At 59.8% G+C, this 23,224-nt stretch carries 21 protein-coding genes and 1 tRNA gene; 9 read left to right on the top strand and 13 right to left on the bottom strand.

Annotation, left to right across the window (positions count from 1 at the left end):
* The first annotated feature begins 38 nt into the window (after positions 1-38).
* Positions 39-115: transfer RNA gene (locus ABL914_RS00695), tRNA-Arg, on the top strand.
* 116 nt (positions 116-231) lie between these two features.
* Positions 232-540 carry a septum formation initiator family protein gene (locus ABL914_RS00690; protein ID WP_391561216.1) on the top strand — a complete coding sequence of 103 codons (309 nt, stop codon included), beginning with the start codon at positions 232-234 and terminating at the stop codon, positions 538-540.
* A gap of 11 nt (positions 541-551) precedes the next feature.
* Here ABL914_RS00690 and ABL914_RS00685 read toward each other — a convergent pair whose 3' ends face one another.
* From ABL914_RS00685 to rpiB, 8 genes are all read right to left on the bottom strand, one after another.
* Complete coding sequence (locus tag ABL914_RS00685) at positions 552-1,226, bottom strand: nitroreductase (protein WP_391561215.1); 675 nt, start codon at positions 1,224-1,226, stop codon at positions 552-554.
* A 70-nt stretch (positions 1,227-1,296) separates the two neighbouring features.
* The gene (locus ABL914_RS00680) at positions 1,297-1,467 is read right to left on the bottom strand and encodes a hypothetical protein (RefSeq protein ID WP_391561214.1); all 171 of its coding nucleotides are present in this window, start codon (positions 1,465-1,467) and stop codon (positions 1,297-1,299) included.
* Positions 1,468-1,849: 382 nt separating this feature from the next.
* On the bottom strand, positions 1,850-2,464 hold the full coding sequence (gene rpsD / locus ABL914_RS00675; RefSeq protein WP_391561213.1) for a 30S ribosomal protein S4: 615 nt from the start codon (positions 2,462-2,464) through the stop codon (positions 1,850-1,852).
* Between the two features lie 251 nt (positions 2,465-2,715).
* Positions 2,716-3,771: a TrmJ/YjtD family RNA methyltransferase gene (locus tag ABL914_RS00670; RefSeq protein ID WP_391561212.1), complete on the bottom strand. Its 1,056-nt coding sequence runs from the start codon at positions 3,769-3,771 to the stop codon at positions 2,716-2,718.
* A complete protein-coding gene (gene nrdR / locus ABL914_RS00665; protein WP_391561211.1) occupies positions 3,755-4,216 on the bottom strand; it encodes a transcriptional regulator NrdR in 462 nt (153 codons plus the stop codon). Before nrdR ends, ABL914_RS00670 begins: the two co-directional genes overlap by 17 nt.
* Positions 4,217-4,417 (bottom strand): hypothetical protein, encoded by a 201-nt coding sequence (locus ABL914_RS00660; protein ID WP_391561210.1) that lies wholly within the window; start codon positions 4,415-4,417, stop codon positions 4,217-4,219.
* Between the two features lie 3 nt (positions 4,418-4,420).
* The gene (gene glyA / locus ABL914_RS00655; RefSeq protein WP_391561209.1) at positions 4,421-5,716 is read right to left on the bottom strand and encodes a serine hydroxymethyltransferase; all 1,296 of its coding nucleotides are present in this window, start codon (positions 5,714-5,716) and stop codon (positions 4,421-4,423) included.
* 14 nt (positions 5,717-5,730) lie between these two features.
* Positions 5,731-6,168 (bottom strand): ribose 5-phosphate isomerase B, encoded by a 438-nt coding sequence (rpiB, locus tag ABL914_RS00650; RefSeq protein ID WP_391561208.1) that lies wholly within the window; start codon positions 6,166-6,168, stop codon positions 5,731-5,733.
* A gap of 190 nt (positions 6,169-6,358) precedes the next feature.
* Here rpiB and ABL914_RS00645 point away from each other — a divergent pair, with 190 nt between their 5' ends.
* A complete protein-coding gene (locus ABL914_RS00645) occupies positions 6,359-8,023 on the top strand; it encodes a M20/M25/M40 family metallo-hydrolase (protein ID WP_391561207.1) in 1,665 nt (554 codons plus the stop codon).
* A gap of 35 nt (positions 8,024-8,058) precedes the next feature.
* Here ABL914_RS00645 and rpoD read toward each other — a convergent pair whose 3' ends face one another.
* Positions 8,059-10,086: an RNA polymerase sigma factor RpoD gene (gene rpoD, locus ABL914_RS00640; protein ID WP_391561206.1), complete on the bottom strand. Its 2,028-nt coding sequence runs from the start codon at positions 10,084-10,086 to the stop codon at positions 8,059-8,061.
* The gene (dnaG, locus tag ABL914_RS00635; protein WP_391561205.1) at positions 10,083-11,942 is read right to left on the bottom strand and encodes a DNA primase; all 1,860 of its coding nucleotides are present in this window, start codon (positions 11,940-11,942) and stop codon (positions 10,083-10,085) included. Before dnaG ends, rpoD begins: the two co-directional genes overlap by 4 nt.
* A gap of 249 nt (positions 11,943-12,191) precedes the next feature.
* Between dnaG and ABL914_RS00630 the strand changes: the two genes are divergently transcribed.
* Positions 12,192-12,545 carry a hypothetical protein gene (locus ABL914_RS00630; protein ID WP_391561204.1) on the top strand — a complete coding sequence of 118 codons (354 nt, stop codon included), beginning with the start codon at positions 12,192-12,194 and terminating at the stop codon, positions 12,543-12,545.
* A gap of 65 nt (positions 12,546-12,610) precedes the next feature.
* On the opposite strand, the gene ABL914_RS00625 is transcribed toward ABL914_RS00630, so the two are convergent.
* Positions 12,611-13,078, bottom strand: a complete 468-nt coding sequence (locus ABL914_RS00625) for a GatB/YqeY domain-containing protein (protein WP_391561203.1) — start codon at positions 13,076-13,078, stop codon at positions 12,611-12,613.
* Positions 13,079-13,237: 159 nt separating this feature from the next.
* Between ABL914_RS00625 and carA the strand changes: the two genes are divergently transcribed.
* The 5 genes from carA (at position 13,238) to ABL914_RS00600 (ending at position 19,375) form a co-directional block, all read left to right on the top strand.
* Positions 13,238-14,404: a glutamine-hydrolyzing carbamoyl-phosphate synthase small subunit gene (gene carA / locus ABL914_RS00620; protein ID WP_391561202.1), complete on the top strand. Its 1,167-nt coding sequence runs from the start codon at positions 13,238-13,240 to the stop codon at positions 14,402-14,404.
* The gene (locus ABL914_RS00615; protein WP_391561201.1) at positions 14,404-14,778 is read left to right on the top strand and encodes a hypothetical protein; all 375 of its coding nucleotides are present in this window, start codon (positions 14,404-14,406) and stop codon (positions 14,776-14,778) included. The genes carA and ABL914_RS00615 overlap by 1 nt, the downstream gene beginning before the upstream one ends.
* Positions 14,779-14,784: 6 nt before the next feature.
* The gene (carB, locus tag ABL914_RS00610) at positions 14,785-18,129 is read left to right on the top strand and encodes a carbamoyl-phosphate synthase large subunit (protein ID WP_391561200.1); all 3,345 of its coding nucleotides are present in this window, start codon (positions 14,785-14,787) and stop codon (positions 18,127-18,129) included.
* A 107-nt stretch (positions 18,130-18,236) separates the two neighbouring features.
* Positions 18,237-18,713 (top strand): transcription elongation factor GreA, encoded by a 477-nt coding sequence (gene greA, locus ABL914_RS00605; RefSeq protein WP_391561199.1) that lies wholly within the window; start codon positions 18,237-18,239, stop codon positions 18,711-18,713.
* Positions 18,714-18,841: 128 nt separating this feature from the next.
* Positions 18,842-19,375 (top strand): lysoplasmalogenase family protein, encoded by a 534-nt coding sequence (locus ABL914_RS00600; RefSeq protein WP_391561198.1) that lies wholly within the window; start codon positions 18,842-18,844, stop codon positions 19,373-19,375.
* On the opposite strand, the gene ABL914_RS00595 is transcribed toward ABL914_RS00600, so the two are convergent.
* Both ABL914_RS00595 and gyrA read right to left on the bottom strand, forming a co-directional pair.
* Positions 19,350-20,195 carry a TauD/TfdA dioxygenase family protein gene (locus tag ABL914_RS00595; protein WP_391561197.1) on the bottom strand — a complete coding sequence of 282 codons (846 nt, stop codon included), beginning with the start codon at positions 20,193-20,195 and terminating at the stop codon, positions 19,350-19,352. The two genes, ABL914_RS00600 and ABL914_RS00595, sit on opposite strands and share 26 nt — an antisense overlap.
* Positions 20,195-22,897, bottom strand: coding sequence for a DNA gyrase subunit A (gene gyrA / locus ABL914_RS00590; protein WP_391561281.1), 2,703 nt, complete (start codon positions 22,895-22,897; stop codon positions 20,195-20,197). Before gyrA ends, ABL914_RS00595 begins: the two co-directional genes overlap by 1 nt.
* Positions 22,898-23,224: the final 327 nt, after the last annotated feature.

Raw genomic sequence — 23,224 nt, 5'->3', positions numbered from 1 at the left:
TTGCCCCGCAGCGCTGACACTCCTAGAGCGCGCTTGGCGCGCCCGTAGCTCAGCAGGATAGAGCATCAGATTCCTAATCTGGGGGCCGGTGGTTCGAATCCACTCGGGCGCACCAAATCTCCACTTCGCAGACTGCATGAACAGTGCGCGGCAAGCACAGTCAGCCACAATTCGGTTGTTTGGCAAAATTAGCGCTTGAACTGCTGAATCAACTATGATTCTAAGGCAATCATGAATTCTCCCCAACATCCCCGGCTGGCCAAAGAACGCGCGACGCAAGCGTTGGCACTGGCCTGCCTTCTGGGGATGAGCAGTTGGATCACGATCGGCCCCAGCGGAATTCTTTCGTGGAGCGAAAACAGCCGCTTGCTGGAACTGAGGCAGAAAGAGCTGCAACAGATCGAAGCGCGGCGCGAGGTTCTGAAAAACCGGGTTGCCTTGCTCAATCCGAATCAGGTTGATCCCGACATGGCTGGGCAATTGCTGCGTTCGGACCTGAATATGGTCCATCCTGATGAAAAGGTTCTGCTGCTTAATTGAGCGTGGGCTTTTCAATCAAATCCAACAAATACAGCTGCTTCATCCACGCTCCTGCGTTCAGATACCACCGCGTTGGCGGGGAAACTGTCATCGGGCCAGCCCAGTGCAACGGCCTTCATGATCACCTGACCTTCGGGGATACCAGCATGCTCGCGCACCACCGGGCTTTGCATAATGCCTTGGCTGTTGATGACGCAGCCAAGCCCGCGTGACCAGGCAGCGTTGACCAGTGCGGTGGTAACTGCTCCGCAATCGAACGCCGTATCATCGCTGTCCGCCAGTTCCTTGTCATAGGTGATGATTACACAGACCGGGGCGTCAAACTGCCGAAACCCGCGCATTACCCAATCGAGCCGGGCATCCTTGTCATCTCTGGCAATGCCCATCGCGCTGAACAGTTGCTTGGCCACACCGATCTGGCGATCACGGTGCACACCTTCAAACGCATGGCCGGTGCGAAATTCGCGGCTGTGGGGAATTCCGGCCAGATTGCGTTCGGTGTTTCCGGCCCGGATCCGATCAAGCGGCGCGCCAGTAATCACATGGAAATTCCAGGGCTGGGTGTTCATCGAACTGGGTGCACGCATCGCAAGGGTCAGAATGTCTGCGATCAACTGGCGCGGCACCGGTTTGTCGAGATAGCCCCTGGCTGAGCGGCGCCCCATGATCACGTCGTCAAATTGCATGCTATCCCCCTGCCAATGGCTGGAGTGGAAGTAGCAATTTCATCGAGCGATTAAACCCCTTTTCTTAGGGTCAGCGGGTTTCAAGCCGGGTGCCGCGATAGGGCTGGAACATCCCCGTGCGCAATTCCAGTAAGCCCGCACCGATTGCGGCAGCTTGCTGTTGGGCGCTGGTCAGGCTGGGATACCATTTGCCGCAGCGATGCTGCGTACAAAATCGGTATTGGCTGGTTGGATCGATCAAGGTGCGCCTCCATCGCCGGCAGAATATCCAGCCCGGATGGATCATGGGTTCACAATCATGCCGAATGGAAAATAACCTTTTCCTAGAGCAAGCCACACCAAATCTGATCCAAAATCCGTCTTTGCTGAGCTTGTCGAAGCACTGTCCTCTCCTTCAAGTCGTTTAGCGCAACTGCTTGAAGGAGAGGACAGTGCTTCGACAAGCTCAGGATAAACGGGGTTGGATTAAGGGTGATTTCTATTTTTCCGATTGCCGCTCTAAGAAGCGCTACTGGTGCCAGGATTGCCTTCAAGAGGGCAGGGGCAAGCCTTCAGGATGTAGCGTCCAAACGAAAAGGGCGGCCCCGCAAGGCCGCCCTTTCGTATCTGGTTTGACCAGCTGATTAGCGCGAATAGAATTCGACAACCAGGTTCGGTTCCATCTTTACCGGATAGGGCACTTCATCCAGCGTCGGAACGCGAACGAAAGTGATCTTGTCGGTGCCGTCGGGCGCGACATAATCAGGAATTTCGCGCTCAGGCAGGCTCTGCGCTTCGGCGATCAGGGCCATTTCCTTGGCCTTCTTGCCAAGGCTGACAACATCACCGGGGCGCACACGGCGGCTGGCGATGTTGCACTTCACGCCGTTCACATAGATGTGGCCGTGTGAAACGATCTGGCGGGCCGAGAACACGGTCGGCGCGAACTTGGCACGGTAGATTACCATGTCGAGGCGCTGTTCGAGCAGGCCGATCAGGTTCTGACCGGTATCGCCCTTGATCTTTGCGGCTTCCTGATAGGTGCGCTTGAACTGCTTTTCGGTTACATCGCCATAGTAGCCCTTGAGCTTTTGTTTGGCGCGCAGCTGAATGCCGAAATCCGAAACCTTGCTCTTGCGGCGCTGGCCATGCTGACCGGGGCCATAGGCACGGCGATTGACCGAGCTTTTCGGGCGACCCCAGATGTTTTCACCCATCCGGCGGTCAAGTTTGTACTTAGATGCCTTGCGCTTCGACATGTCGAGCGTGTCCTTACTATTTGCTTGCGCAGCGTTAATGCCGTCGCTTCTGGTCCGGAACCGCACCAATCCGCCAATTTACGGATTGCGAGACAGGCTTCACCGGAGTGCCCGCTCAATTGCGAAGGCGGGCCTTTAGCCGCGCGCTTGGCCGAAATCAAGGGCTAGTTGCTGAGCTGAACTTCGATCTGCGGCGCGCTTGCGCCAGAGCGAGGGTGAACATAGTCAGCCCAGTCGCTGCGGCAACCCGCTCAACGCCGCTTAAGCGCCGACAGAACCCCGCGCAGGGTCCGCACTTCCAGATGGTTCCAGCCCGGTTTGGTCAGGATGGTACGCAAGGTCCGCATGGTAGCGTCCGAGCGGCTGTTTGGCCTGAAATAGTCACGCGGCTCCAACATCGCCACCAATTGGCCGATCATTCCTTCAAGTTCGTCTTGCGGGGCAGGGGGCAGAATTTCCTCGGCCGTAGGCTGGATCAGCGCCGCGCCCTTTGACCATTCATAGGCGCATAGAATTACCGCCTGGGCCAAATTTAACGAGGCAAATTCGGGATTGATCGGCACCGTAACAATTGCCCGGGCAAGGGCCACATCGTCGCTATCCAGGCCGCTACGCTCTGGGCCAAACACCAGGGCGGAACGGCCACGTTCCTGATGGATGGCCTGCGCTGCCTGTTCAGGGGTTACAACCGGCTTGGTTACACCGCGCTTGCGCACTGTCGTTGCATAAACGTGCGCGCAATCCGCAACTGCCTCTGCCAAGGTGTCGAATACCAGCGCGTTTTCCAGCACGACATTGGCACCTGCAGCGGGTGGACCGGCGCTTGGGTTGGGCCAGCCATCGCGCGGGGCGACCAGCCGGATTTCGCTGAGCCCGAAATTGAGCATTGCCCTTGCGGCTTTTCCGATGTTTTCGCCCAGTTGCGGGCGCACCAGCACAATCACCGGTTGATTTGCGGCAGGTCTGGTCATCATCTGGGCAGTATCTACCCGGGAAATAGGAGCCCTGGTTTCAAGCTGGGCAGTCAGGGTCTGATCTCCGGCAATAAGCGCTTCACGCTTGGCCCGGGACCAGCCTTTAAGGCGCCGCTCTGCCGCGAAAGCTGCGGCTTGATCCGCAAACGGTGCCGACCAGGCCAATTCCACGGGCAGCCGTTTGGCCGTAAATTCATCCAGCGTTCCAGCCTGATGCTGCGCAAGTTTAAGCTCAAGCGCATCGGTATGGCCAACGTAGTAGGCGCCATCGCCGCAGCGCAACATATAGGTTACAAACGGGTTCGCCATAGCGCGGCTACTCTTGCCCTGCATCTCGCACGTTGCCGGCAAATTCTTCAAAATCCTTGGCCTCGGCAAATTCGCGGTAAACGCTGGCGAAGCGGATGTAGGCTACGGAATCTAGCCCGCGCAGCCCGTCCATCACCATCTGGCCGATTGCCTTGGCTTCGATTTCAGGATCGCCCAGCGTTTCGATTTGGCGCTGCACACCTGAAACCAGTTGATCGAGACGTTCCTGGCCGATCCCGCGTTTGCGGCAGGCCAGCGCAACCGATTGTTCGATCTTGGACCGATCAAAGCTTTCGCGCGATCCATCGCTTTTCACGACGGTGATTTCGCGCAGTTGAACGCGCTCAAACGTAGTGAAACGCGCCCCGCAGCTATCGCACTGCCGCCGCCGCCGGATCGCAGTGTTATCCTCGGTCGGCCGAGAATCCTTTACCTGACTGTCATCATGCGCACAAAATGGACAACGCACTTAAGGGCGCAGCCTTTTGTAGAACATCACGCCCGCGCCCAACACCAGACCAGCCGGGATCGAGACGAGCGGCAGCAGCCAACCCGCCGCAGCACCCACCGCAGCGCCGGTCAGCACAGGTTTGGTTGATGGGTGGCGCATGCCTTGTTTGGCCATGCCGCTGATTTCCACTTTGGCATCTTCTACGAAATCACCGCTCATCGCTTATAACTCCGGATAGATCGGGAAACGCTCGCACAGCGCCGCCACGCGGTCTCGCACCTTTTGCTCGACCTGACCATCACCTTCATCGCCGTTGCGAGCCATCCCGTCAACGACCTCGGCAATCAAATGGCCGATCTGGGTGAATTCATCCTCGCCAAATCCGCGGGTGGTTCCGGCTGGGGTGCCAAGCCGGATTCCAGAGGTAACAAACGGCGAGCGTGTATCAAACGGCACCCCGTTCTTGTTGCAAGTGAGCCAGGCCCGGTCGAGGCCCTTTTCAGCGGCCTTGCCGGTGACGTTCTTGGCGGAAAGATCAACCAGCATCAGATGGTTGTCGGTCCCGCCCGAAACGATTCGCAAGCCTTTCCCGCCAAGTGAGGCGGCCAGCGCGCGCGCATTCCTGACGATCTGTGCCGCATAGGTCTTGAATTCGGGCTTCAAGGCATCGCCAAAAGCCACGGCCTTGGCAGCGATTACATGGACCAGCGGCCCGCCCTGAAGGCCAGGAAACACAGCGGAGTTAAGCTTCTTGGCCAAATCTTCCTCGTTGGTCAGGATCACGCCAGAGCGGGGGCCACGCAGCGACTTATGGGTGGTTGTGGTGACGACATGGGCATGCGGGAAGGGCGAGGGGTGCGCGCCGCCCGCCACAAGCCCGGAAAAGTGCGAGATATCCGCCAGCAAATAGGCCCCGACTTCGTCAGCGATCTCGCGAAAACGCTGGAAATCCCAGATCCGTGAATAGGCGGTGCCGCCGCAGATAATCAGCTTGGGCCTGTGCGCTCGGGCCAGTTCCGCAACCGCGTCCATATCGATCTGCTCATCGTCCTGGCGCACCCCGTAGGCGACCGGCTTGAACCACTTGCCGCTCATGTTGACGGGCGATCCGTGGGTAAGATGTCCGCCCGAATTAAGATCGAGCCCCATAAAAGTATCACCCGGGCTTAGCAGTGCCAGGAACACAGCCTGGTTCATCTGGCTGCCCGAATTGGGCTGAACGTTGGCAAATTGGCAGCCGAACAGCGCCTTGGCCCGCTCAATCGCCAGCGTTTCAACTACGTCGGCATATTCGCAGCCGCCGTAGTAGCGCTTGCCCGGATAGCCTTCGGCATATTTATTGGTGAAGACGCTGCCGGTTGCCTCTAGCACCGCCAGGCTGGTGATGTTCTCACTGGCGATGAGTTCGATGTTGTGGCGCTGGCGCTTCAACTCGTTCTGGATCGCGGCGTGAACTTGGGGATCGGCTTCGGCCAGATGGGTGGTAAAAAACCCGGCGGAACGGACAGCATCGGACATCAGTGGCATGACCTTCAGATCGAGGGATTGGAAAGCTTGTCAACGCGCGGACCATGACGGCCGCCGCCAAATGGGGTGGCAAGGAATGCGTCCAGGCAGGCCTTGGCCATGTCTGGCCCGGTAAGCCGTGCACCCATGGCAATGCAGTTGGCATCGTTGTGTTCACGCGCCAAGGCGGCGGAAAGCGGTTCGGAAACCAGTGCGCAGCGGCAGGCTGGATTGCGGTTTACAGCTACTGAAATGCCGATGCCGCTACCGCACAGCGCTACGCCATATTCTGCGGTGCCATCGGCAACCGCTGCGGCCAGCTTGTAGCCGAAATCGGGATAATCGACACGGTCGGTCGTTTCGGGACCAAGGTCGGCCACGTCATGGCCCAGACCGATCAGGTATTCGCGCAGCTCAGACTTCAGATCAAAAGCGGCGTGGTCGGATGCAATGGCGATGCGCATGGCTAAGGTGGCCCCCGCAAAGAGTGAGAATCGTTAGCCGCCCCTCTAGTCGGCACCACCGCGCATTGCCAGCATGCCTAGCGTTAAAGTTGGTGATCTTGGCTGTTGGCAGGTTGGTCCGCCTGGGATTGAGTGGCAAGCATCAGGCCTGAGGTCTGCAACTGGCAGACTGAAAAACCAAGGAGGCATCATGCGCACGTTCTTGCTGACCATGATCGGGGCGCTGTGCCTGGCAATTTTTGCGACCACCCCGCCATCGCCGGCGGGCTCCAATGCGCCTGTCACCGCTTTTTCAGCCGAACGCGCGATGGTGGATGTGCGGCGCATTGCCAGTCAGCCACACCCCACAGGGTCAGCAGAAAACGCCGCGGTGCGCGGCTACATTAGCCAGCGCATGCAGTCGCTGGGGATGGAAGTGGCAACCAGCGAAGGCCAGATCGGCCCGCGCGCGCTGGCCCGGCTCAACAAATGGAGCGGGAAAAATGATCCGGCGATGGCGCTTGTCAATCTGATCGGGGTGCTGCCCGGGCGGGATCGCGCGCTGCCGGCATTGGTGCTGATGTCACACCACGACACAGTTTGGGGATCGCCCGGCGCGCCCGATGATACTGCCGGTGTTGCAGCAAGCCTTGAAGTGGCCCGTGCGATCCGGGCCAAGGGACAACCCGAGCGCGATCTGGTGCTGCTTATCACCGATGCAGAAGAGCTGGGGCTGGAGGGTGCGGAACACTTTTTCACCCAACATCCCCTGCGAAGCCGAATTGGCGCGGTGATCAATATGGAAGCGCGCGGCGGAGGCGGGCGGACCACTCTGTTCCAGACATCGCACAACAATGGCGAAGCAGCCCGGCTTTATGCCGCAGCGGTATCGCGTCCGGGCGCCTCATCTCTGGCGGCTTTTGTCTATTCCGTCTTGCCCAACGATTCTGATCTGACCCCGGTAATCAAGGGCCCGTATGTGGCATACAATTTCGCTTTCATCGGCCGATCCGGACTTTACCATTCGCCGCTTGCTACGCCTGATCGGCTTGATCAGGGTTCATTGCAGGACATGGGCGGGCAGGTGCTTGATCTGACGGGGGCTCTGCTTTCATCGGCCCAGTTCCCAGCGAAGGCGCCCAATGCCGTGTTTTTTGATCTCTTCGGGTTGTTTACCGCCTTCTGGCCGACGTGGCTGGGCTGGCCGATGCTGGCCGCAGCGATTGGCGCGCTCGGCTTTGCTGTAAGGCGCGATGGACGGTCCGGGTTGGTGGATGGCGCTGTCCGGATGCTGGGCCTGCTGGCTGTGTCAGGTCTGGGTTTGTACGCCTTCAATCGCTTGTCGATTGGTTCAGGGCATGGAGAATATTATGACCGGCTTGCGGCGATCCCGCGGCTAGAGGTGATCGCCGCATCAGTCTGCGCAGCGGTTTTCCTGCTGATGTTTGGCAACAGCAAAGGCGGCGCGGCCCGAGATGCCGGGGCGGCTTTGCCGCTGGTACTGCTGGGGATAGCTTTGCAAGCGCTGGCTCCAACGGCTGCCTATGTCGTGGTTGTCCCGGTATTGCTGTTCGCTCTTGCTTTGGCATGGCCCCAGGTTTGGTTGCGGGTCATGAGTGCTGGCCTGATTGCCGGCTACATGATTTCGCTTGGGCACCAGTTGATGCAAGGGGTTGGACCAACCATGCCGATGGCTGCGGCTCTGCCATTTGCATTGGGCGCAATGGTGTTGTTGCCGCTGTGGCCCGCACTTGCAGCGGCCAAGGCCCGCGCTGCGATCCTTGGATTTCTGGCCTGCGCGGTTGCGATGGCATTGTGGGTTCAATTTGATGCTCCGGCCGAAACCAGGGCAGTCTACGCCGATAGCAAGAGCTGAAACGAAAAGGCCCCGCCGAAGCGGGGCCTCAGCAATCACTGATCCAGAAAACTCCGCATCTTTCGCGATCGGCTGGGGTGCTTGAGTTTCCTCAGCGCCTTTGCCTCAATCTGGCGGATGCGTTCGCGCGTAACACTGAACTGCTGGCCGACTTCTTCCAGCGTATGATCGGTATTCATGCCGATGCCAAAGCGCATTCGCAGAACGCGTTCTTCGCGCGGTGTCAGCGATGCCAGCACGCGGGTGACGGTTTCCTTGAGGTTGGCCTGGATTGCCGCATCCACGGGGATGACGGCGTTCTTGTCCTCAATGAAATCGCCCAGATGGCTGTCTTCCTCGTCACCGATCGGGGTTTCAAGGCTGATCGGTTCCTTGGCGATTTTCATCACCTTGCGGACCTTTTCGAGCGGCATTGAAAGCCGTTCGGCCATTTCCTCAGGCGTAGGCTCGCGGCCTTGCTCGTGCAGGAACTGGCGGCTGGTGCGGACCAGTTTGTTGATCGTTTCGATCATGTGCACCGGGATGCGGATCGTGCGGGCCTGATCGGCGATCGAGCGGGTGATCGCCTGGCGGATCCACCAGGTGGCATAGGTGCTGAACTTGTAACCCCGGCGATATTCGAATTTATCGACCGCCTTCATCAGGCCAATGTTGCCTTCTTGAATGAGGTCAAGGAATTGCAGGCCGCGGTTGGTATACTTTTTGGCGATAGAGATCACCAGACGCAGGTTCGCTTCAACCATTTCCTTCTTGGCAATCCGCGCTTCGCGTTCGCCCTTCTGGACCATGTTTACGATCCGACGAAATTCGCCCAGCGACATGCCCGTGGCCGAAGCGATATCGGAAATTTCGGCACGGATCCGCTCTACCGGATCGGTTTCTGCATCGGCAAAAGCGGCCCACTTCTTGTCCTTGCCGGCCTGCGCGGCCAGCCAGCCATCATCCAGCTCACGCCCGACATAGCTATCCAGAAAATCCTTGCGGTTCACCTTGTGACGCTCTGCCAGACGCAGCATCTGACCGCCCAGCGCGGTCAGGCGGCGGTTGAAGGCATAGAGGTTGTCAACCAGGTATTCGATCTTGGTGGCGTGGAACTGGACCGATTCAACCTGCGCAGTCAGGTCTTCGCGCAGTTGCTGATAATTCTTTTCCTTTATCGCAGAGAACGCGCCGCCTTCGCCCATCATTTTCAGGCGATCTGACTGGATTTTCTCGAACTTCTTGAACAGTGCGGTGATCGAGGCAAACTTTTCCAAAGCCTCAGGCTTAAGCTGGGCTTCCATCTGCGCGAGCGAAAGCGTGTTGTCTTCTTCTTCTTCGTCGCTCTGGCGCGGCATGCGCCGCTCGATCTGATCGTCGTCGTCGTCGTCGCTCTTGGCTTCCTCTTCCTCGACGTCTTCTTCTTCCTTGAAGCTGGGTCCGGCAGTCGCTTCGCTGATTTCAGCTTCGCCTTCTTCCTCGCCGTCCTCGGTCAGATTTTCGGGCGCCGGTTCCTTTGAAAGCATGGCATCAAGATCAAGGATCTCGCGCAGCTGCATTTCACCGTTGTTGAGCGCTTCGGACCACTGGATGATTGCGTGGAAAGTGATGGGGCTTTCGCACAGACCCAGAATCATGGTGTCACGGCCGGCTTCGATCCGCTTGGCGATGGCGATTTCGCCTTCGCGGCTGAGCAGTTCGACTGCGCCCATTTCGCGCAGGTACATCCGCACGGGATCATCCGTGCGCTCGATCGTTTCTTTCTTTTTGAGAAGCTCGGACCGCTCCGACATCCCGTCGGGCTGCTCATCTACCTCGTCGACTTCCTTCTCATCAGGATCGACCGCGTCCTCGTCGCTTTCGACGATGTTGACGCCCATTTCGCTGATCGCAGACATAATGTCCTCGATCTGCTCAGAGCTCATCTGGTCTTGCGGCAGGGCCTCATTCAGCTCGTCCATCGTAATTACGCCGCGGCGCTTGGCCCGGGCAATCAGCTTTTTGATCGAGGCTTCGTTAAGGTCAATCAGCGGTGCATCGCCGCCATCCTTTTCGCCACCCGAGATATCGTCGTCTTCCATCATTCCGCCATTGGTTTGGCAGGAGCATTCAATTCTGCCCCCGCACGCGCGCTGGCCATTTGCCGCAAGCGCGAATCGAATTCCAGCTTTCTCTTCAGCAAACGCTGCTGTTCAGCATAAGCCCCGTCTGACAAGTCTCGCTCAAACCGTCTGGTCGCTTCGGCCAGCGCTGCTTCAAGCGCCGGCCGTTCGACCAGTAAACTGACCGCCTGATCCAGATCAGCACAGGCCTGTTCATCGGTTGCATCTTCGGCCAGAAAACCGAAACGCAAAGCCGCATAGTCTTCAAGAGACGGAGGCGCCAGCCCCCGATTGGCCAATATGGTGGTCAAATGCCCGGATTCAAGGCGTTCACCGCGATCAACAGCATCAATCAGGGCGGCAAACCGCGGATCGGCCAGATCAGCATGGGCCAGACCATCGGCATGGCGGGCCAATTCACCCGGCAAACGCAGCAACCCGGCCAGCACAGCGGCTGACAAGGCATCACGCGATCCGGCATTTTTGCGCAAGCGAGCGGTTTGCGCAGGATCGCTGCGGCGCGGGGCCGGGACGCCGCGGGCACCGGGCTTCCATTCGCGCTGTTCCCGGCGCGGAAATGCGAAAGCTGAAAAACGTTCGGTCAGATCGCGGCGGTACAGCGCCTGGATATCGCGGTCGGCTATCGTATCAACGTGCGCCATTAGCCGCGCTTTCAGGCCTGCCTTATCCTCTGGCGAAGCAAGGGGGAGGGCATCGCGCTCATGCTCCCATAGCAGGCTCAGCAAATCTTGCGGCGCAGCCAGCGCGGCTTCCATCGCCGCTGGCCCATCGCGCTTGATCAGATCATCGGGATCAAGCCCGGCCGGCAACCGCACAATTTTCAGGCTGTGCGCCGGGCGAAGCAGCGGCAAGGCGCGGGTCACGGCGCGCATTGCTGCACGTTGCCCAGCCACATCCCCATCGAAGCACAGCACCGGATTTTCAACCATCCGCCACAGCAGCTCCAACTGCCGTTCGGTGAGAGCCGTGCCCAGCGGAGCAACCGCATCTTCAATCCCTGCAGCGGCCAGCGCGATCACGTCCATATAGCCTTCAACCACCACGATCCGCCCGCTTTGGCGGCTGGCTGGCCCGGCTCGGTGCAGGTTATAAAGGGTGCGGCCCTTATCGAACAACGGCGTATCAGGGCTGTTGAGATACTTTGGCGCATCAGATTTCTGCGCATCCAGGATCCGTCCACCAAACGCGATCACCCGGCCGCGGGCATCCTCAATCGGCAACATCAGGCGGCCGCGAAACCGATCGTAAGGGTCCTTGTCCTCAACCGCGATGCGCAGGCCCGCCTCGATCAGCATCGCTTCTGGGAATTGGCTGAGCGCGGCCTTCAGCGATTGCCGGCCTTCGGGCGCAAAGCCAAATCCAAACCGCTCTATCGTTCGCTGATTGAACCCCCGCGTGGCCAGATAGGCCCGGGCTTTTTCACCTTCGACAGAGGCCAGCCGATCGACAAACCAGGCCTGCGCCGCCGCCATTGCATCGTGCAGACTATCGCGCCTTTCCGCTTCCTTCGCGGCGCGCGGATCCATCGCGGGTAGTTCCATCCCGGCCTCGCTGGCCAGTTCCTTGACCGCATCCATAAACGAAAGCCCGCGCTGATCGGTCATCCAGCGGATCACATCACCATGCGCCCCGCAGCCAAAGCAATGGTAAAAGCCTTTCAGGTCGTTGACGGTAAAGCTGGGGCTTTTCTCATTGTGGAACGGGCAGCAGGCCTTGAACTCGTGCCCGGCCTTGGTCAGCCGGGTGGTGCGCGAAATCACGCCGGACAGCGTGATCCGCGCGCGCAGTTCATCTAGCCATTGCGGGGTGAGTGACATGCCATGGGTCTAGCCGCTGCGGTGGATTTCCTCAACCTCATGCGAAATCGCCCCACAGCCTTGTCGCCGGCAAGGCGCAGTGGCTAACCCACGGATTCCGTAGGGTAATTAGACCTTTCCTTTCTTGCTAATGCGACTAGTCTGCATTTCGGGTCGCGGGGGTGGCCTGGGGAAAATCAAATATTCAGACTTAAGCATTCAGACAAAGCAATTCCGGGATCACCCCTGATAATAACAGGAGGGAAGACGATGCTTACCAAAATAACCGGGCTGGCAGGTGCGCTGGCTACACTTATGGCTATCGTAACCGCGTTCATGCCGATGGAAGGGCTAAACGTTGCGCTTGGTCTGCTGGCGTTGGGGATGATTGCCGGGATTTCGATAGCTGATGATATGATGGCGCGGATTGGTATCGCAACGCTTGCTTTGCCGGTCGCTGGAGCGGCAATGGTAGCTGTGCCCGCAGTGGGCACCCAGCTTGGGGCGATGCTCAGCGGGTTTGGGCTTGTGGCTGCAGGCGCATTTGGTGTTGCGGCGACAATCCGGATGGTCACGCGGGCAATCGCTACGCTCAAAGGCCTGGCTGGCGGGGCTTCAAGCTAAGCTACGACAATCCATAAAGCGGGGCCTTGCCGCAAACTGCGGCAAGGCCCCAATTGGTTCCAGGTTCAACCTAGCGCCGCTTTGACGAGGCCCGAGGCCTTGCCCATATCGAGCTGCGTTCCGTGCTGCGCCTTTAGCGCGCCAACCACTTTGCCCATGTCCTTCATGCCCGCCGCGCCCAGTTCGGCGATGATCGCGGCAATCGCGGCGCGGGTTTCATCCTCGCCCATTTGGATCGGCATGAATTCTTCGATCACGGCCAGTTCGGCCTGTTCGATATCGGCCAGTTCCTGCCGCCCGCCTTGTACGAACATGGTGATCGATTCGCGGCGTTGTTTGGCCATTTTCTGCAATACGTCTGTTACCAGCACATCGTCATCTGGCAGCGCAGCAGCCCCGCTAGCAATACTTGGGCGCAGTTCGATGTCCTTGTCTTTCAGCTTGGCCAGGATCAGGCGCACGGCGGCAAGGCGGGGCTTGTCGCCGGCTTTCATCGCAGTGATCTGCGCAGCCTTGATGGTATCGCGGAGCATGATATTCCTTCGGTTCTGTCTGAATAGCTTTGTGAAGCTGGGGAAAGAACCGGCTTAGCCCAAAGATTCCCCGTTTCATAGGTTGACGCTGGGGGGAGAGGGGCTTAGCGGCCACCTCTTAGCGACATTGCTGGAACCAGAGACACGGAGCGCCCCAAAATGGCCGACGCCGCCCTTGCCCGCGCGCAGCAACCTGCTGGTGCGACGGGAGTCCTTGTGCTGGCCAATGGCCACCTGGCCTGGGGGCATGGCTTTGGCGCAGAAGGCGCCGCCGTGGGCGAAGTCTGCTTCAACACCGCGATGACCGGCTATCAGGAGATCATGACCGATCCCAGCTATGCCGGGCAGGTCGTCACCTTCACGTTTCCGCACATCGGCAATGTTGGCGTCAACGACGAAGACCTTGAAAGCGCGGTAGACGGCGCGGTCGGCTGCGTGGTGCGCGAAGATGTAACCGCGCCCAGCAATTTTCGCTCCACCGGCACCTTTGGTGATTGGCTGGCAGCCAAGGGCAAGATCGGCCTTTCCGGGCTTGATACCCGCGCGCTGACCCGCATGATCCGCCTGTCTGGCGCGCCCAACGCGGTGATCGCGCATGCCAAGGACGGCAAGTTCGATCTGCCCGCCTTGCTCAAGCGCGCGCAGGACTGGCCGGGGCTGGAAGGGATGGACCTCGCCCGCGTGGTCAGCCGCACCGCCAATCAGGAATGGCAGGGCGGTACCTGGGCGCTGGGCAAGGGCTATGCCCGCTCACCGCACTCGCCCCGCCCGCACGTGGTGGCGATGGATTTCGGCGCGAAGGACAACATCTTCCGCAGCCTTGACCATGCCGGGGCGCATGTCACGGTGGTGCCGGGCAACACCGCGCTGGCCGATGTGCTGGCGCTGGAACCCGCAGGCGTGTTCCTCTCCAACGGCCCAGGCGATCCGGCAGCCACCGGGGTCTATGCCGTGCCGGTCATTCAGGGCCTGCTGGAACGCGACATTCCGGTGTTCGGGATTTGTCTTGGCCATCAGATGCTTGCCCTCGCGGCAGGTGCCAAGACCATCAAAATGCACCAGGGCCACCGCGGCGCGAACCACCCGGTCAAGCGGCTGGAAGACGGCGTGGTGGAGATAACCAGCATGAACCACGGCTTTGCGGTGGACGGGGCGAGCCTGCCCGACGGCGTGGTGGAAACCCACGTGTCGCTGTTCGACGGCTCCAACTGCGGCATTGCGATCAAGGGTAAGCGCGCGTTCGGGGTGCAGTATCACCCTGAAGCGAGCCCGGGGCCGATGGATAGCTTCTATCTGTTCGAGCGGTTTGTGGGGATGTTGGAGTGATGGCGATTATGTCTTTCAAAGCATGTATTCGTAAGACCCTGCTCGCGATTGCAATTGCCGCGGGGATTGTTGCTCCGACAGCATTTGCTCAAGGAAGCGAAGTCGAGCCAAACCTTGCGGCGGTTAGGTTTGTATCGTCAGAATCATCGGTTCTTACCGATATTGTCCAAGCAGCAAAGGCCGTCGGTTGGGATCGAACTAGAGTTGATAAGCCCGGAACCGTCACCATCCTTGTGCCGGATAACTATTCGCCCGACGATTTTGGACGACTGCTCGAGGCCGTTGGACGTGTGAAGTCACGCAACTTTGGGCTGCAAATGATTGACAATTTGGGGCGAGTTATCGGCCCTGACGGTAAACCGTTGGAAGACTGACGCATTATGCCCAAACGGACTGACATCTCCTCGATCCTCGTCATTGGCGCTGGCCCGATCATTATCGGGCAGGCCTGCGAGTTTGACTATTCCGGCACCCAGGCGATCAAGGCGCTGAAGGAGGAGGGGTACCGGGTGGTCCTGGTCAACTCCAACCCCGCCACGATCATGACCGATCCGGACATGGCCGATGCGACCTATATCGAGCCGATTACCCCCGATGTGGTCGCTGCGATTATCGCCAAGGAGACCGCGCTCAATCCCGGCGGCTGGGCGCTGTTGCCAACGATGGGCGGGCAGACCGCGCTCAACACCGCGTTGGCGCTGTTCAATGATGGCACTCTGGAAAAGTACGGCGTCCAGATGATCGGCGCCGATGCCGATGCGATCGACAAGGCCGAGGACCGCCTGCGGTTCCGCGATGCGATGGACAAGATCGGGCTGGAATCCGCGCGCAGCGGCGTGGCGCACAACATTGATGAGGCCTTCGCGGTGCTCGAACGCACCGGCCTTCCCTCGATCATCCGGCCCAGCTTCACGCTCGGCGGAACCGGGGGCGGGGTGGCCTATAACAAGGCTGAGTTTGAAGTCATAGTCCGCTCCGGCCTTGATGCCAGCCCGACCACCGAAGTGCTGATCGAAGAATCGCTGCTCGGCTGGAAAGAGTATGAGATGGAAGTCGTCCGTGACCGGAACGACAACTGCATCATCATCTGCTCGATCGAAAACGTCGATCCGATGGGGGTCCACACCGGCGATTCGATCACCGTCGCCCCGGCGCTGACGCTGACCGACAAGGAATACCAGATCATGCGCAACGCCAGCCTGGCTGTGCTGCGTGAGATCGGGGTGGAAACCGGCGGATCGAATGTTCAGTTCGCGGTCAATCCAGCGGACGGCCGCCTGATCGTGATCGAAATGAACCCGCGCGTTTCGCGTTCGTCCGCGCTGGCATCCAAGGCCACCGGCTTCCCGATTGCCCGCGTCGCGGCCAAGCTGGCGGTGGGCTATACGCTGGACGAGCTCACCAACGAGATCACCGGCGCAACCCCGGCTTCGTTTGAACCCAGTATCGATTACGTCGTCACCAAGATCCCCCGGTTCGCGTTTGAAAAGTTCAAGGGCGCCGAGCCGCTGCTGTCCACCGCGATGAAGTCGGTTGGCGAAGTGATGGCGATTGGCCGCAACTTCAAGGAATCGCTGCAGAAGGCGCTGCGGGGCCTGGAAACCGGGCTGGACGGGTTTAACCGGATGCTCAGCCTTGAAGGGGCCGGGCGTGATGCGGTGACGGCGGCGCTTTCCCGCCAGACCCCTGATCGCATTCTGATCATCGCGCAGGCATTTCGCGAAGGCTTCACCATCGAAGAAGTGCAGGCAATAACGCACTTCGATCCGTGGTTCCTGCGGCACATCGCGGAAATCGTCACCGAAGAAGCCGCGATCATGGAAGACGGCCTGCCCAACGATGCAGCGGGCCTGCGCCGCCTGAAGGCGATGGGCTTTTCCGACAAGCGCCTTGCGATTTTGGCCGTGCGCGGGGTTGGGGTGGCCGGCGGGCTGGGCGAAACCTTGGCGGCAAGGCGTTCGGGCCTGCTCCACGATGCGCTGCGGGCAATGGCCGGGGCGACCACCGAGGATGAAGTGCGCGAGCTGCGCACCAAACTGGGCGTGCACCCGGTGTTCAAACGGATCGACAGCTGCGCGGCTGAGTTTGAGGCGATCACGCCTTACCTGTATTCCACGTATGAAAGCCCGCTGTTTGGTGAGCCTGAGTGCGAGGCCGCGCCATCGGACCGCAAGAAGATCGTCATTTTGGGCGGCGGGCCCAACCGGATCGGGCAAGGGATCGAATTCGACTATTGCTGCTGCCACGCCTGCTACGCGCTGGAAGAGGCGGGCTATGAAACGATCATGATCAACTGCAACCCGGAAACGGTCAGCACCGATTATGACACCTCAGACCGGCTCTATTTTGAGCCGCTGACCGGTGAAGACGTGCTGGAGATCCTGCGCGTGGAACAGCAGAATGGCACGCTGGTGGGTGTGATTGTCCAGTTTGGCGGACAGACGCCTTTAAAGTTGGCGCAGGCGCTGGAGGATGCCGGGATTCCGATCCTGGGCACTTCGCCCGATGCAATCGATCTGGCCGAAGACCGCGAACGCTTTGCCAAGCTGGTCAACGATCTGGGGCTTAAGCAACCGCTCAATGGCATCGCCCGCAGCCGTGATGAGGCGGTGGCCGTGGCCAACCGGATCGGCTTCCCGGTGCTGATGCGTCCCAGCTATGTGCTGGGCGGACGGGCAATGGAAATCGTCGATTCGGTGGCGCAGCTGGATGATTACATCACCACCGCCGTTTCGGTTTCGGGCGACAGTCCGGTGCTGATCGATCAGTATCTGCGCGATGCGGTTGAATGTGATGTTGATGCGCTGTGCGATGGCGAAAAAGTTGTCGTCGCGGGCGTAATGCAGCACATTGAGGAAGCCGGGATCCATTCGGGCGACAGCGCCTGCACCCTGCCGCCTTATAGCCTGCCGGCCGGAACGATTGCCGAAATGGAGCGCCAGGCTGAACTGCTGGCAATGGCGCTGGGCGTCAAAGGCCTGATGAACATCCAGTTCGCGGTCAAAGGAACAGATGTCTATCTGATCGAGGTCAATCCGCGCGCCAGCCGCACGGTGCCGTTTGTGGCCAAGGCAATCGGCCAACCGGTCGCCAAGATCGCAGCGCGGGTGATGGCCGGCGAAAAGCTGGATACGTTCCCGCCGTTCAAACGCGAATTCACCTACATGTCGGTTAAAGAGGCGGTATTCCCGTTTGCGCGCTTCCCCGGGGTCGATCCGGTGCTTTCGCCCGAAATGAAGAGCACCGGCGAAGTGATGGGGATCGATGCGACCTTCGCAATTGCCTTCGCCAAGAGCCAGCTTGGTGCGGGAACCCGCCTGCCGGCAAGCGGCGTGGCCTTCGTTTCGGTGAAGGACAGCGACAAGCCGGTGATCCTGCCGGCCGTCAAGCAGCTGATCGAGCACGGCTTTAGCGTGATCGCAACTGGCGGCACCCAGCGCTATCTGGCCGAAGCGGGACTGCCGGTTGAACTGGTCAACAAGGTTGCCGAAGGCCGCCCGCATATCGTAGACAAGATTATCGACGGCGATATATCGTTGATTTTCAATACGACAGAAGGTTGGCAAAGCTTGAAGGATTCGCAATCGATCCGCGGATCTGCGCTTACGGGCAAGGTCCCTTACTATACCACAGCGGCGGCTTCGGTGGCGGCAGCGCAGGCAATTGCTGCACTGCGGCACGCAAAGCTTGAAGTCCGATCGTTGCAGGATTATTACGGCATCTGATCAATCGCGCTTTCCTCACATCGCGGCTGGCCTGACCCGTAGCCCACCGGGCGCGGGAATAGGGTTCTAGTCACTGATTTGGGGACGCGGCAGGAGGAAGAGGGACAATGGCGAGTGTCGAGAAGATGCCGATCCTGGCAGAGGGCTATGAACGCCTGATCGGCGAGCTGAAAGCGCTGCGGGTAGAGCGCCCCTTGATCGTTGATGCGATTGAGGAAGCGCGCGCGCACGGCGATTTGTCTGAGAATGCGGAGTATCACGCTGCCAAAGAGCGTCAGGGCCATGTCGAAATGGCCATTTCTGATCTTGAAGACAAAGTCAGCCGCGCGCAGATTGTCGATCCGACAACGCTTTCGGGTGACAAGGTGATCTTTGGCGCCACTGTGACGCTGCTGGATGATGCCGAAAAGCCGGTAACTTATCAGATTGTTGGCCCATATGAAGCCGACGCCAAGTTGGGCCGGATCAGCTATAATTCGCCATTGGGCAAGGCGCTGATCGGGCGCCGGGTCGATGACGAGATCGAAGTAACCGTGCCATCTGGCGATCGGTTCTACGTGGTTGAAAAGATCGCTTTCATCTGATGCCGGGCCGGGCGCTCATCGAAAAGCGCCCATGGCTGGTGCTTAGCCTTGCGGCCGGGATCAGCTATTTCTTTATCAGGGATAGCCAGATTCCCGGCCTTTACCAGATGGCCTAGAAGGGCGCGGGTGTGGCCTTGCTCGCAGCCTATGCAATGGCCCGCCACACGGGCCGCGATGCGTTCCAGATTGCCGCCGTGATGAGTTTTGGCGCGCTGGGGGATGTGCTGATTGAACTGAACCTGATCTGGGGCGCGGTCGCGTTCCTGATCGGCCACCTGATAGCGGTCCAGCTTTATTGCCGGCATCGACGCGAAAGCCTCAGCCTCAGTCAAAAAGGGCTGGCGCTGGCCATGCTGGGGCTGGTCCCGTTGATCGCATTCCAGCTTCCTGTTAACCGCGCCGATGCGCCCGGTTTGGTGCTTTATTCGCTTGGCCTGGCGGCAATGGCCGCCGCAGCCTGGACCAGCAGTTTTCCGCGCTACCGCGTGGGGCTGGGTGCCGTGCTGTTCGTGATCAGCGATCTGCTGATCTTCTCTCGCATGGGGCCACTTGCCCGCAGCGCGCTGCCCGACCTGCTGATCTGGCCGCTGTATTATTTCGGTCAGTTCCTGATTTGCACCGGGGTGGTGGGCGAGCTCAGAGACCGCGCCACGCCGCGATAGTGGTGCGGTGCAGTTCGCGCCGGTGGCCTTCGTAGCCACCGGTGGCTTTGTGCAGGACTGAGCGGTTGTCCCACATGATCAGCATGCCGGGCTCCCACTTGTGGGTGTAGATAAAGCGCGCGTCACCTTGCCATTGCTGCAGTTCCATCAGCAGCGCGATGGCATCGCTATGCTCCATCCCCTCAATCCCGATTATGTAACCCAGCGTTGAGTAAAAACCGCGCCGGCCGGTTTCGGGATGGGCGGGGACGAGCGGATGTGATTGCGTGGCCAAGGCCGCTTCGCCAGGGCGGATGTCCATCGAGCGCCCCTTGTCTTTTTCACCGTAACTGCCGTCGGGGGCATAGGCGAGCCGGGCGGAATGGGTCGCGATCAGATCGGCATAGCGGGCTTGCTGATCGGCGCTGAGTGCCTCCCAAGCAGCGTGCTGGCTGGCGAACAATGTGTCGCCGCCCATCGGCGGGATATCCACGGCGTTCAAGCAGGTTCCGGACGGCGGAAATTCCTGGAATGACCAATCGGCATGCCAGTTTTCAGCGAACAGCGGGGTTGTCTCGTCCGCCTCGCGCCGGATCGCCGCGATGTTCTTGCGGCCCGGGATCGGCGCGAAGAACGGATCTTCACCAAACCCGCCCATCGCCAGTGTAAAGCGTTCCAGATCATCGTCTGCGAGAAACTGGCCCGGAAAAGCCAGAACGTGATGTTCCAGCCAGGCCGAGCGGATTTCTGCGATGGCACCGGGATCAAGCGGCACCTTAAGATCAACCCCGGTCACATGCGCGCCGCACGCCTGACCCGATGGGGTGATCTCCAGCTGCATCAATGCACCGTATCGTCGGGATCGGCTTCGCCGGCGGGTCCGCTATCGATGACGTCGCCAGCTTCCTCATCATCGCCGGTTTCGGCCAGCCGGACTGCGGAAACGACGTGTTCTTCATCGGCAACGTTGAACAGCCGCACCCCGGCGCTGCCGCGGCCGATCACACGCAGGCTGACCAGCGGCAGGCGGATCAACTTTGCCTGATTGGTCACCAGCATCAGTTGATCTGCCAGAGTGGCGGAGAAGCTGGCAACAACCGGGCCGTTGCGGCCGATATTGTCAATATTGGTGATGCCCTGGCCGCCGCGGCCAGTACGGCGGTATTCATAGGCTGAGCTCATCTTGCCATAGCCATTGGCGCAAACAGTCAGGATGAACTGCTCATGTTCGGCCAGTTCGGCCATGCGTTCTGCCGAGATCGAAGGTTCGCCTTCCTTTTCACCCTTCCACGGGGCGAACCGGACATAGTCCTCACGCTCTTCACTGGTGGTTCCAACACGGCGCAGGATTGACAGGCTGATTACCTCGTCATCTCCCTTCAGCGTCATTCCGCGCACGCCGGTAGAGGTGCGGCTCTGGAATTCGCGCACTTCATCACCTGCAAAACGGATTGCTTTTCCGGCGCGGGTTGCCAACAGCACATCGTCGCTCGCTTCAAGCAGTGCGACACCGATCAGCCGGTCTGCACTGTCATCCTCAAAGCGCATGGCGAACTTGCCGTTGCTGGGGACGTTGGTGAACAGTTCCATCGAATTGCGCCGGACGTTGCCCTTGGCCGTGGCGAAGACCACCGAAAGTTTGGCCCATTCGGCCTCGTCCTCAGGCAGCGGCAGCACTGTCTGGATGGTTTCATCCTTGTCGAGCGCCGGGAGCAGGTTGACGATCGGCCGCCCGCGCGTGGCCGGTCCGCCTTCGGGCAGCTTCCAGACCTTGAGCCGATACACCTTGCCGGCGGTGGAGAAGAACAGCACCGGGTTGTGGGTGCTGGTGACGAACATGGATGTTACAACATCTTCATCCTTGGTCGCCATTCCGGCGCGGCCCTTGCCGCCGCGGTTCTGTGCCCGGAAGGTCGAAAGGGGGGTGCGCTTGATATACCCATCCATCGTTACAGTGACGACCATCTCATCGCGTTCTATCAGGTCTTCATCGTCGATTCCGTCAGCCGCGGCTGTGATCTCAGAGATCCGCGGGGTGGCATAAGTCTCACGGATCAGCACCAGCTCTTCGCGCATCACGGCATACAGTTTTTGCCGGTCACCCAGGATCGCAAGAAATCCCTCGATCGCAGTGGCCAGAATCTTCAGTTCATCGCCGATTTCGTCGCGACCAAGCGCGGTCAGTCGGTGCAACCGCAGCTCAAGGATCGCTTTGACCTGGGTTTCTGACAGGCGATAGGTTCCGCCATCCTGATCTTCGGTAGGCTCAATCGCCTCAACCAGCCTGATGTATTGCGCGATTTCGCCGATCGGCCATTCGCGCTTAAGCAGGGCTTCACGGGCTGCGGCGGGATTGGGGGCAGCACGGATGATCCGCACCACTTCATCCAGATTGGTGACAGCAACCACCAGGCCCAACAAGATATGCGCCCGGTCACGCGCCTTGTTCAGTTCAAACTTGGTCCGCCGGGTGATAACCTCTTGGCGGAAGGTGATGAATGCGGCGATAAAATCGCGCAGCATCAGCACTTCGGGGCGCCCGCCGCGAATTGCCAGCATGTTGGCCGGGAAGTTCGACTGGGCCGGCGTGTTTCGCCACAGCTGGTTCAGCACAACTTCTGCAGTGGCATCGCGTTTCAGTTCGATCACCACGCGCACACCAAGCCGGCTCGATTCGTCGCGAATATCAGAGATGCCTTCGATCCGCTTGTCCTTGGCGGCTTCGGCGATCTTTTCAACCAGGCCCGATTTGCCGACCTGATACGGGATCGCTGTCAGCACGATCGATTCTCGATCTCCGCGGCCTTGCTCAATTTCATGGCGGCAACGCATGATGACTGAGCCGCGCCCCTCAGTATAGGCCTTGCGCGCGCCGGCCGTACCCAGGATCAGCGGGGCAGTGGGGAAATCGGGCCCCGGAATGTATTCGATCAGCTCTTCCGATGTGATCGCCGGATTATCCATATAGGCCAGGCAGCCATCGATAACTTCGCCCAGATTGTGCGGCGGAATGTTGGTCGCCATGCCCACCGCAATCCCGCCTGCGCCGTTGACCAGCAGGTTGGGGAAACGGGCAGGAAGGACTGTCGGTTCCTGCCGCGAGCCATCATAGTTGTCGGTGAAATCGACCGTATCCTTGTCGAGATCATCAAGCAGACTGTTGGCAACCCGGGCCAGCCGGGCTTCGGTATAGCGCATCGAAGCCGGCGGATCGGGATCCATCGAGCCAAAGTTACCCTGGCCGTCGATGAGCGGCAATCGCATCGACCAGTCCTGCGTCATGCGGGCGAGTGCATCGTAAATCGCGCTATCGCCATGCGGGTGATAATTGCCCATCACGTCACCAACGATCTTGGCGCTTTTACGATAGGGCCGCCCCGCAACCATGCCGCCTTCCTGTGCTGCAAACAGGATCCTGCGGTGGACCGGCTTCAAGCCGTCGCGCACATCGGGAAGGGCACGCGCCACGATCACGCTCATCGCGTAATCGAGGTAAGAAGCCTTCATCTCATCGACGATATCGACGCGGGGAAAATCGCCCATCGGACCGATCGGTTCGGGGCTTGATTCAGGAATTTCGGTTTCGTCGCTCACGCGGTTGGTTTCGCTTCGTTTCTGAATGGGAATTGGGTTGCCGTTGCTCTAGGCCATGCGCTGCGCCAAGGCCACCAAAACCCCCGCCAAAGCCGGTTTTTTCCACATCTGGGAAAGCATTTCTGAACGCACAGGCGTTGGCCCATTCAATCATCGTTCACGGGGGTCTGCCTAGTGCGCTGGACTGTTGCCAAACCGGCGCTTCAGCGCCTATGGCAAAGCAGAGGGAAAGTCCGTTTTATCCGGCAATAGTGCTTCGGATTGCGGGCTTAATAG

Origin of the sequence: Novosphingobium sp. (assembly GCF_040079535.1) — a bacterium.
Lineage (GTDB): Bacteria > Pseudomonadota > Alphaproteobacteria > Sphingomonadales > Sphingomonadaceae > Novosphingobium.
The sequence above is the reverse complement of the archived record's forward strand: the minus strand, read 5'-3'. Positions and strand labels throughout refer to the sequence as shown.

Bases quoted from the DNA above. Each gene is read 5' to 3' on its own strand.
- ABL914_RS00690 (WP_391561216.1), top strand. From the start codon at position 232: ATGAATTCTCCCCAACATCCCCGGCTGGCCAAAGAACGCGCGACGCAA.
- ABL914_RS00685 (WP_391561215.1), bottom strand. From the start codon at position 1,226: ATGCAATTTGACGACGTGATCATGGGGCGCCGCTCAGCCAGGGGCTAT.
- rpsD (WP_391561213.1), bottom strand. From the start codon at position 2,464: ATGTCGAAGCGCAAGGCATCTAAGTACAAACTTGACCGCCGGATGGGT.
- ABL914_RS00670 (WP_391561212.1), bottom strand. From the start codon at position 3,771: ATGCAGGGCAAGAGTAGCCGCGCTATGGCGAACCCGTTTGTAACCTAT.
- ABL914_RS00660 (WP_391561210.1), bottom strand. From the start codon at position 4,417: ATGAGCGGTGATTTCGTAGAAGATGCCAAAGTGGAAATCAGCGGCATG.
- glyA (WP_391561209.1), bottom strand. From the start codon at position 5,716: ATGTCCGATGCTGTCCGTTCCGCCGGGTTTTTTACCACCCATCTGGCC.
- rpiB (WP_391561208.1), bottom strand. From the start codon at position 6,168: ATGCGCATCGCCATTGCATCCGACCACGCCGCTTTTGATCTGAAGTCT.
- ABL914_RS00645 (WP_391561207.1), top strand. From the start codon at position 6,359: ATGCGCACGTTCTTGCTGACCATGATCGGGGCGCTGTGCCTGGCAATT.
- rpoD (WP_391561206.1), bottom strand. From the start codon at position 10,086: ATGATGGAAGACGACGATATCTCGGGTGGCGAAAAGGATGGCGGCGAT.
- dnaG (WP_391561205.1), bottom strand. From the start codon at position 11,942: ATGTCACTCACCCCGCAATGGCTAGATGAACTGCGCGCGCGGATCACG.
- ABL914_RS00630 (WP_391561204.1), top strand. From the start codon at position 12,192: ATGCTTACCAAAATAACCGGGCTGGCAGGTGCGCTGGCTACACTTATG.
- ABL914_RS00625 (WP_391561203.1), bottom strand. From the start codon at position 13,078: ATGCTCCGCGATACCATCAAGGCTGCGCAGATCACTGCGATGAAAGCC.
- carA (WP_391561202.1), top strand. From the start codon at position 13,238: ATGGCCGACGCCGCCCTTGCCCGCGCGCAGCAACCTGCTGGTGCGACG.
- ABL914_RS00615 (WP_391561201.1), top strand. From the start codon at position 14,404: ATGGCGATTATGTCTTTCAAAGCATGTATTCGTAAGACCCTGCTCGCG.
- carB (WP_391561200.1), top strand. From the start codon at position 14,785: ATGCCCAAACGGACTGACATCTCCTCGATCCTCGTCATTGGCGCTGGC.
- greA (WP_391561199.1), top strand. From the start codon at position 18,237: ATGGCGAGTGTCGAGAAGATGCCGATCCTGGCAGAGGGCTATGAACGC.
- ABL914_RS00595 (WP_391561197.1), bottom strand. From the start codon at position 20,195: ATGCAGCTGGAGATCACCCCATCGGGTCAGGCGTGCGGCGCGCATGTG.
- gyrA (WP_391561281.1), bottom strand. From the start codon at position 22,897: ATGGGCGATTTTCCCCGCGTCGATATCGTCGATGAGATGAAGGCTTCT.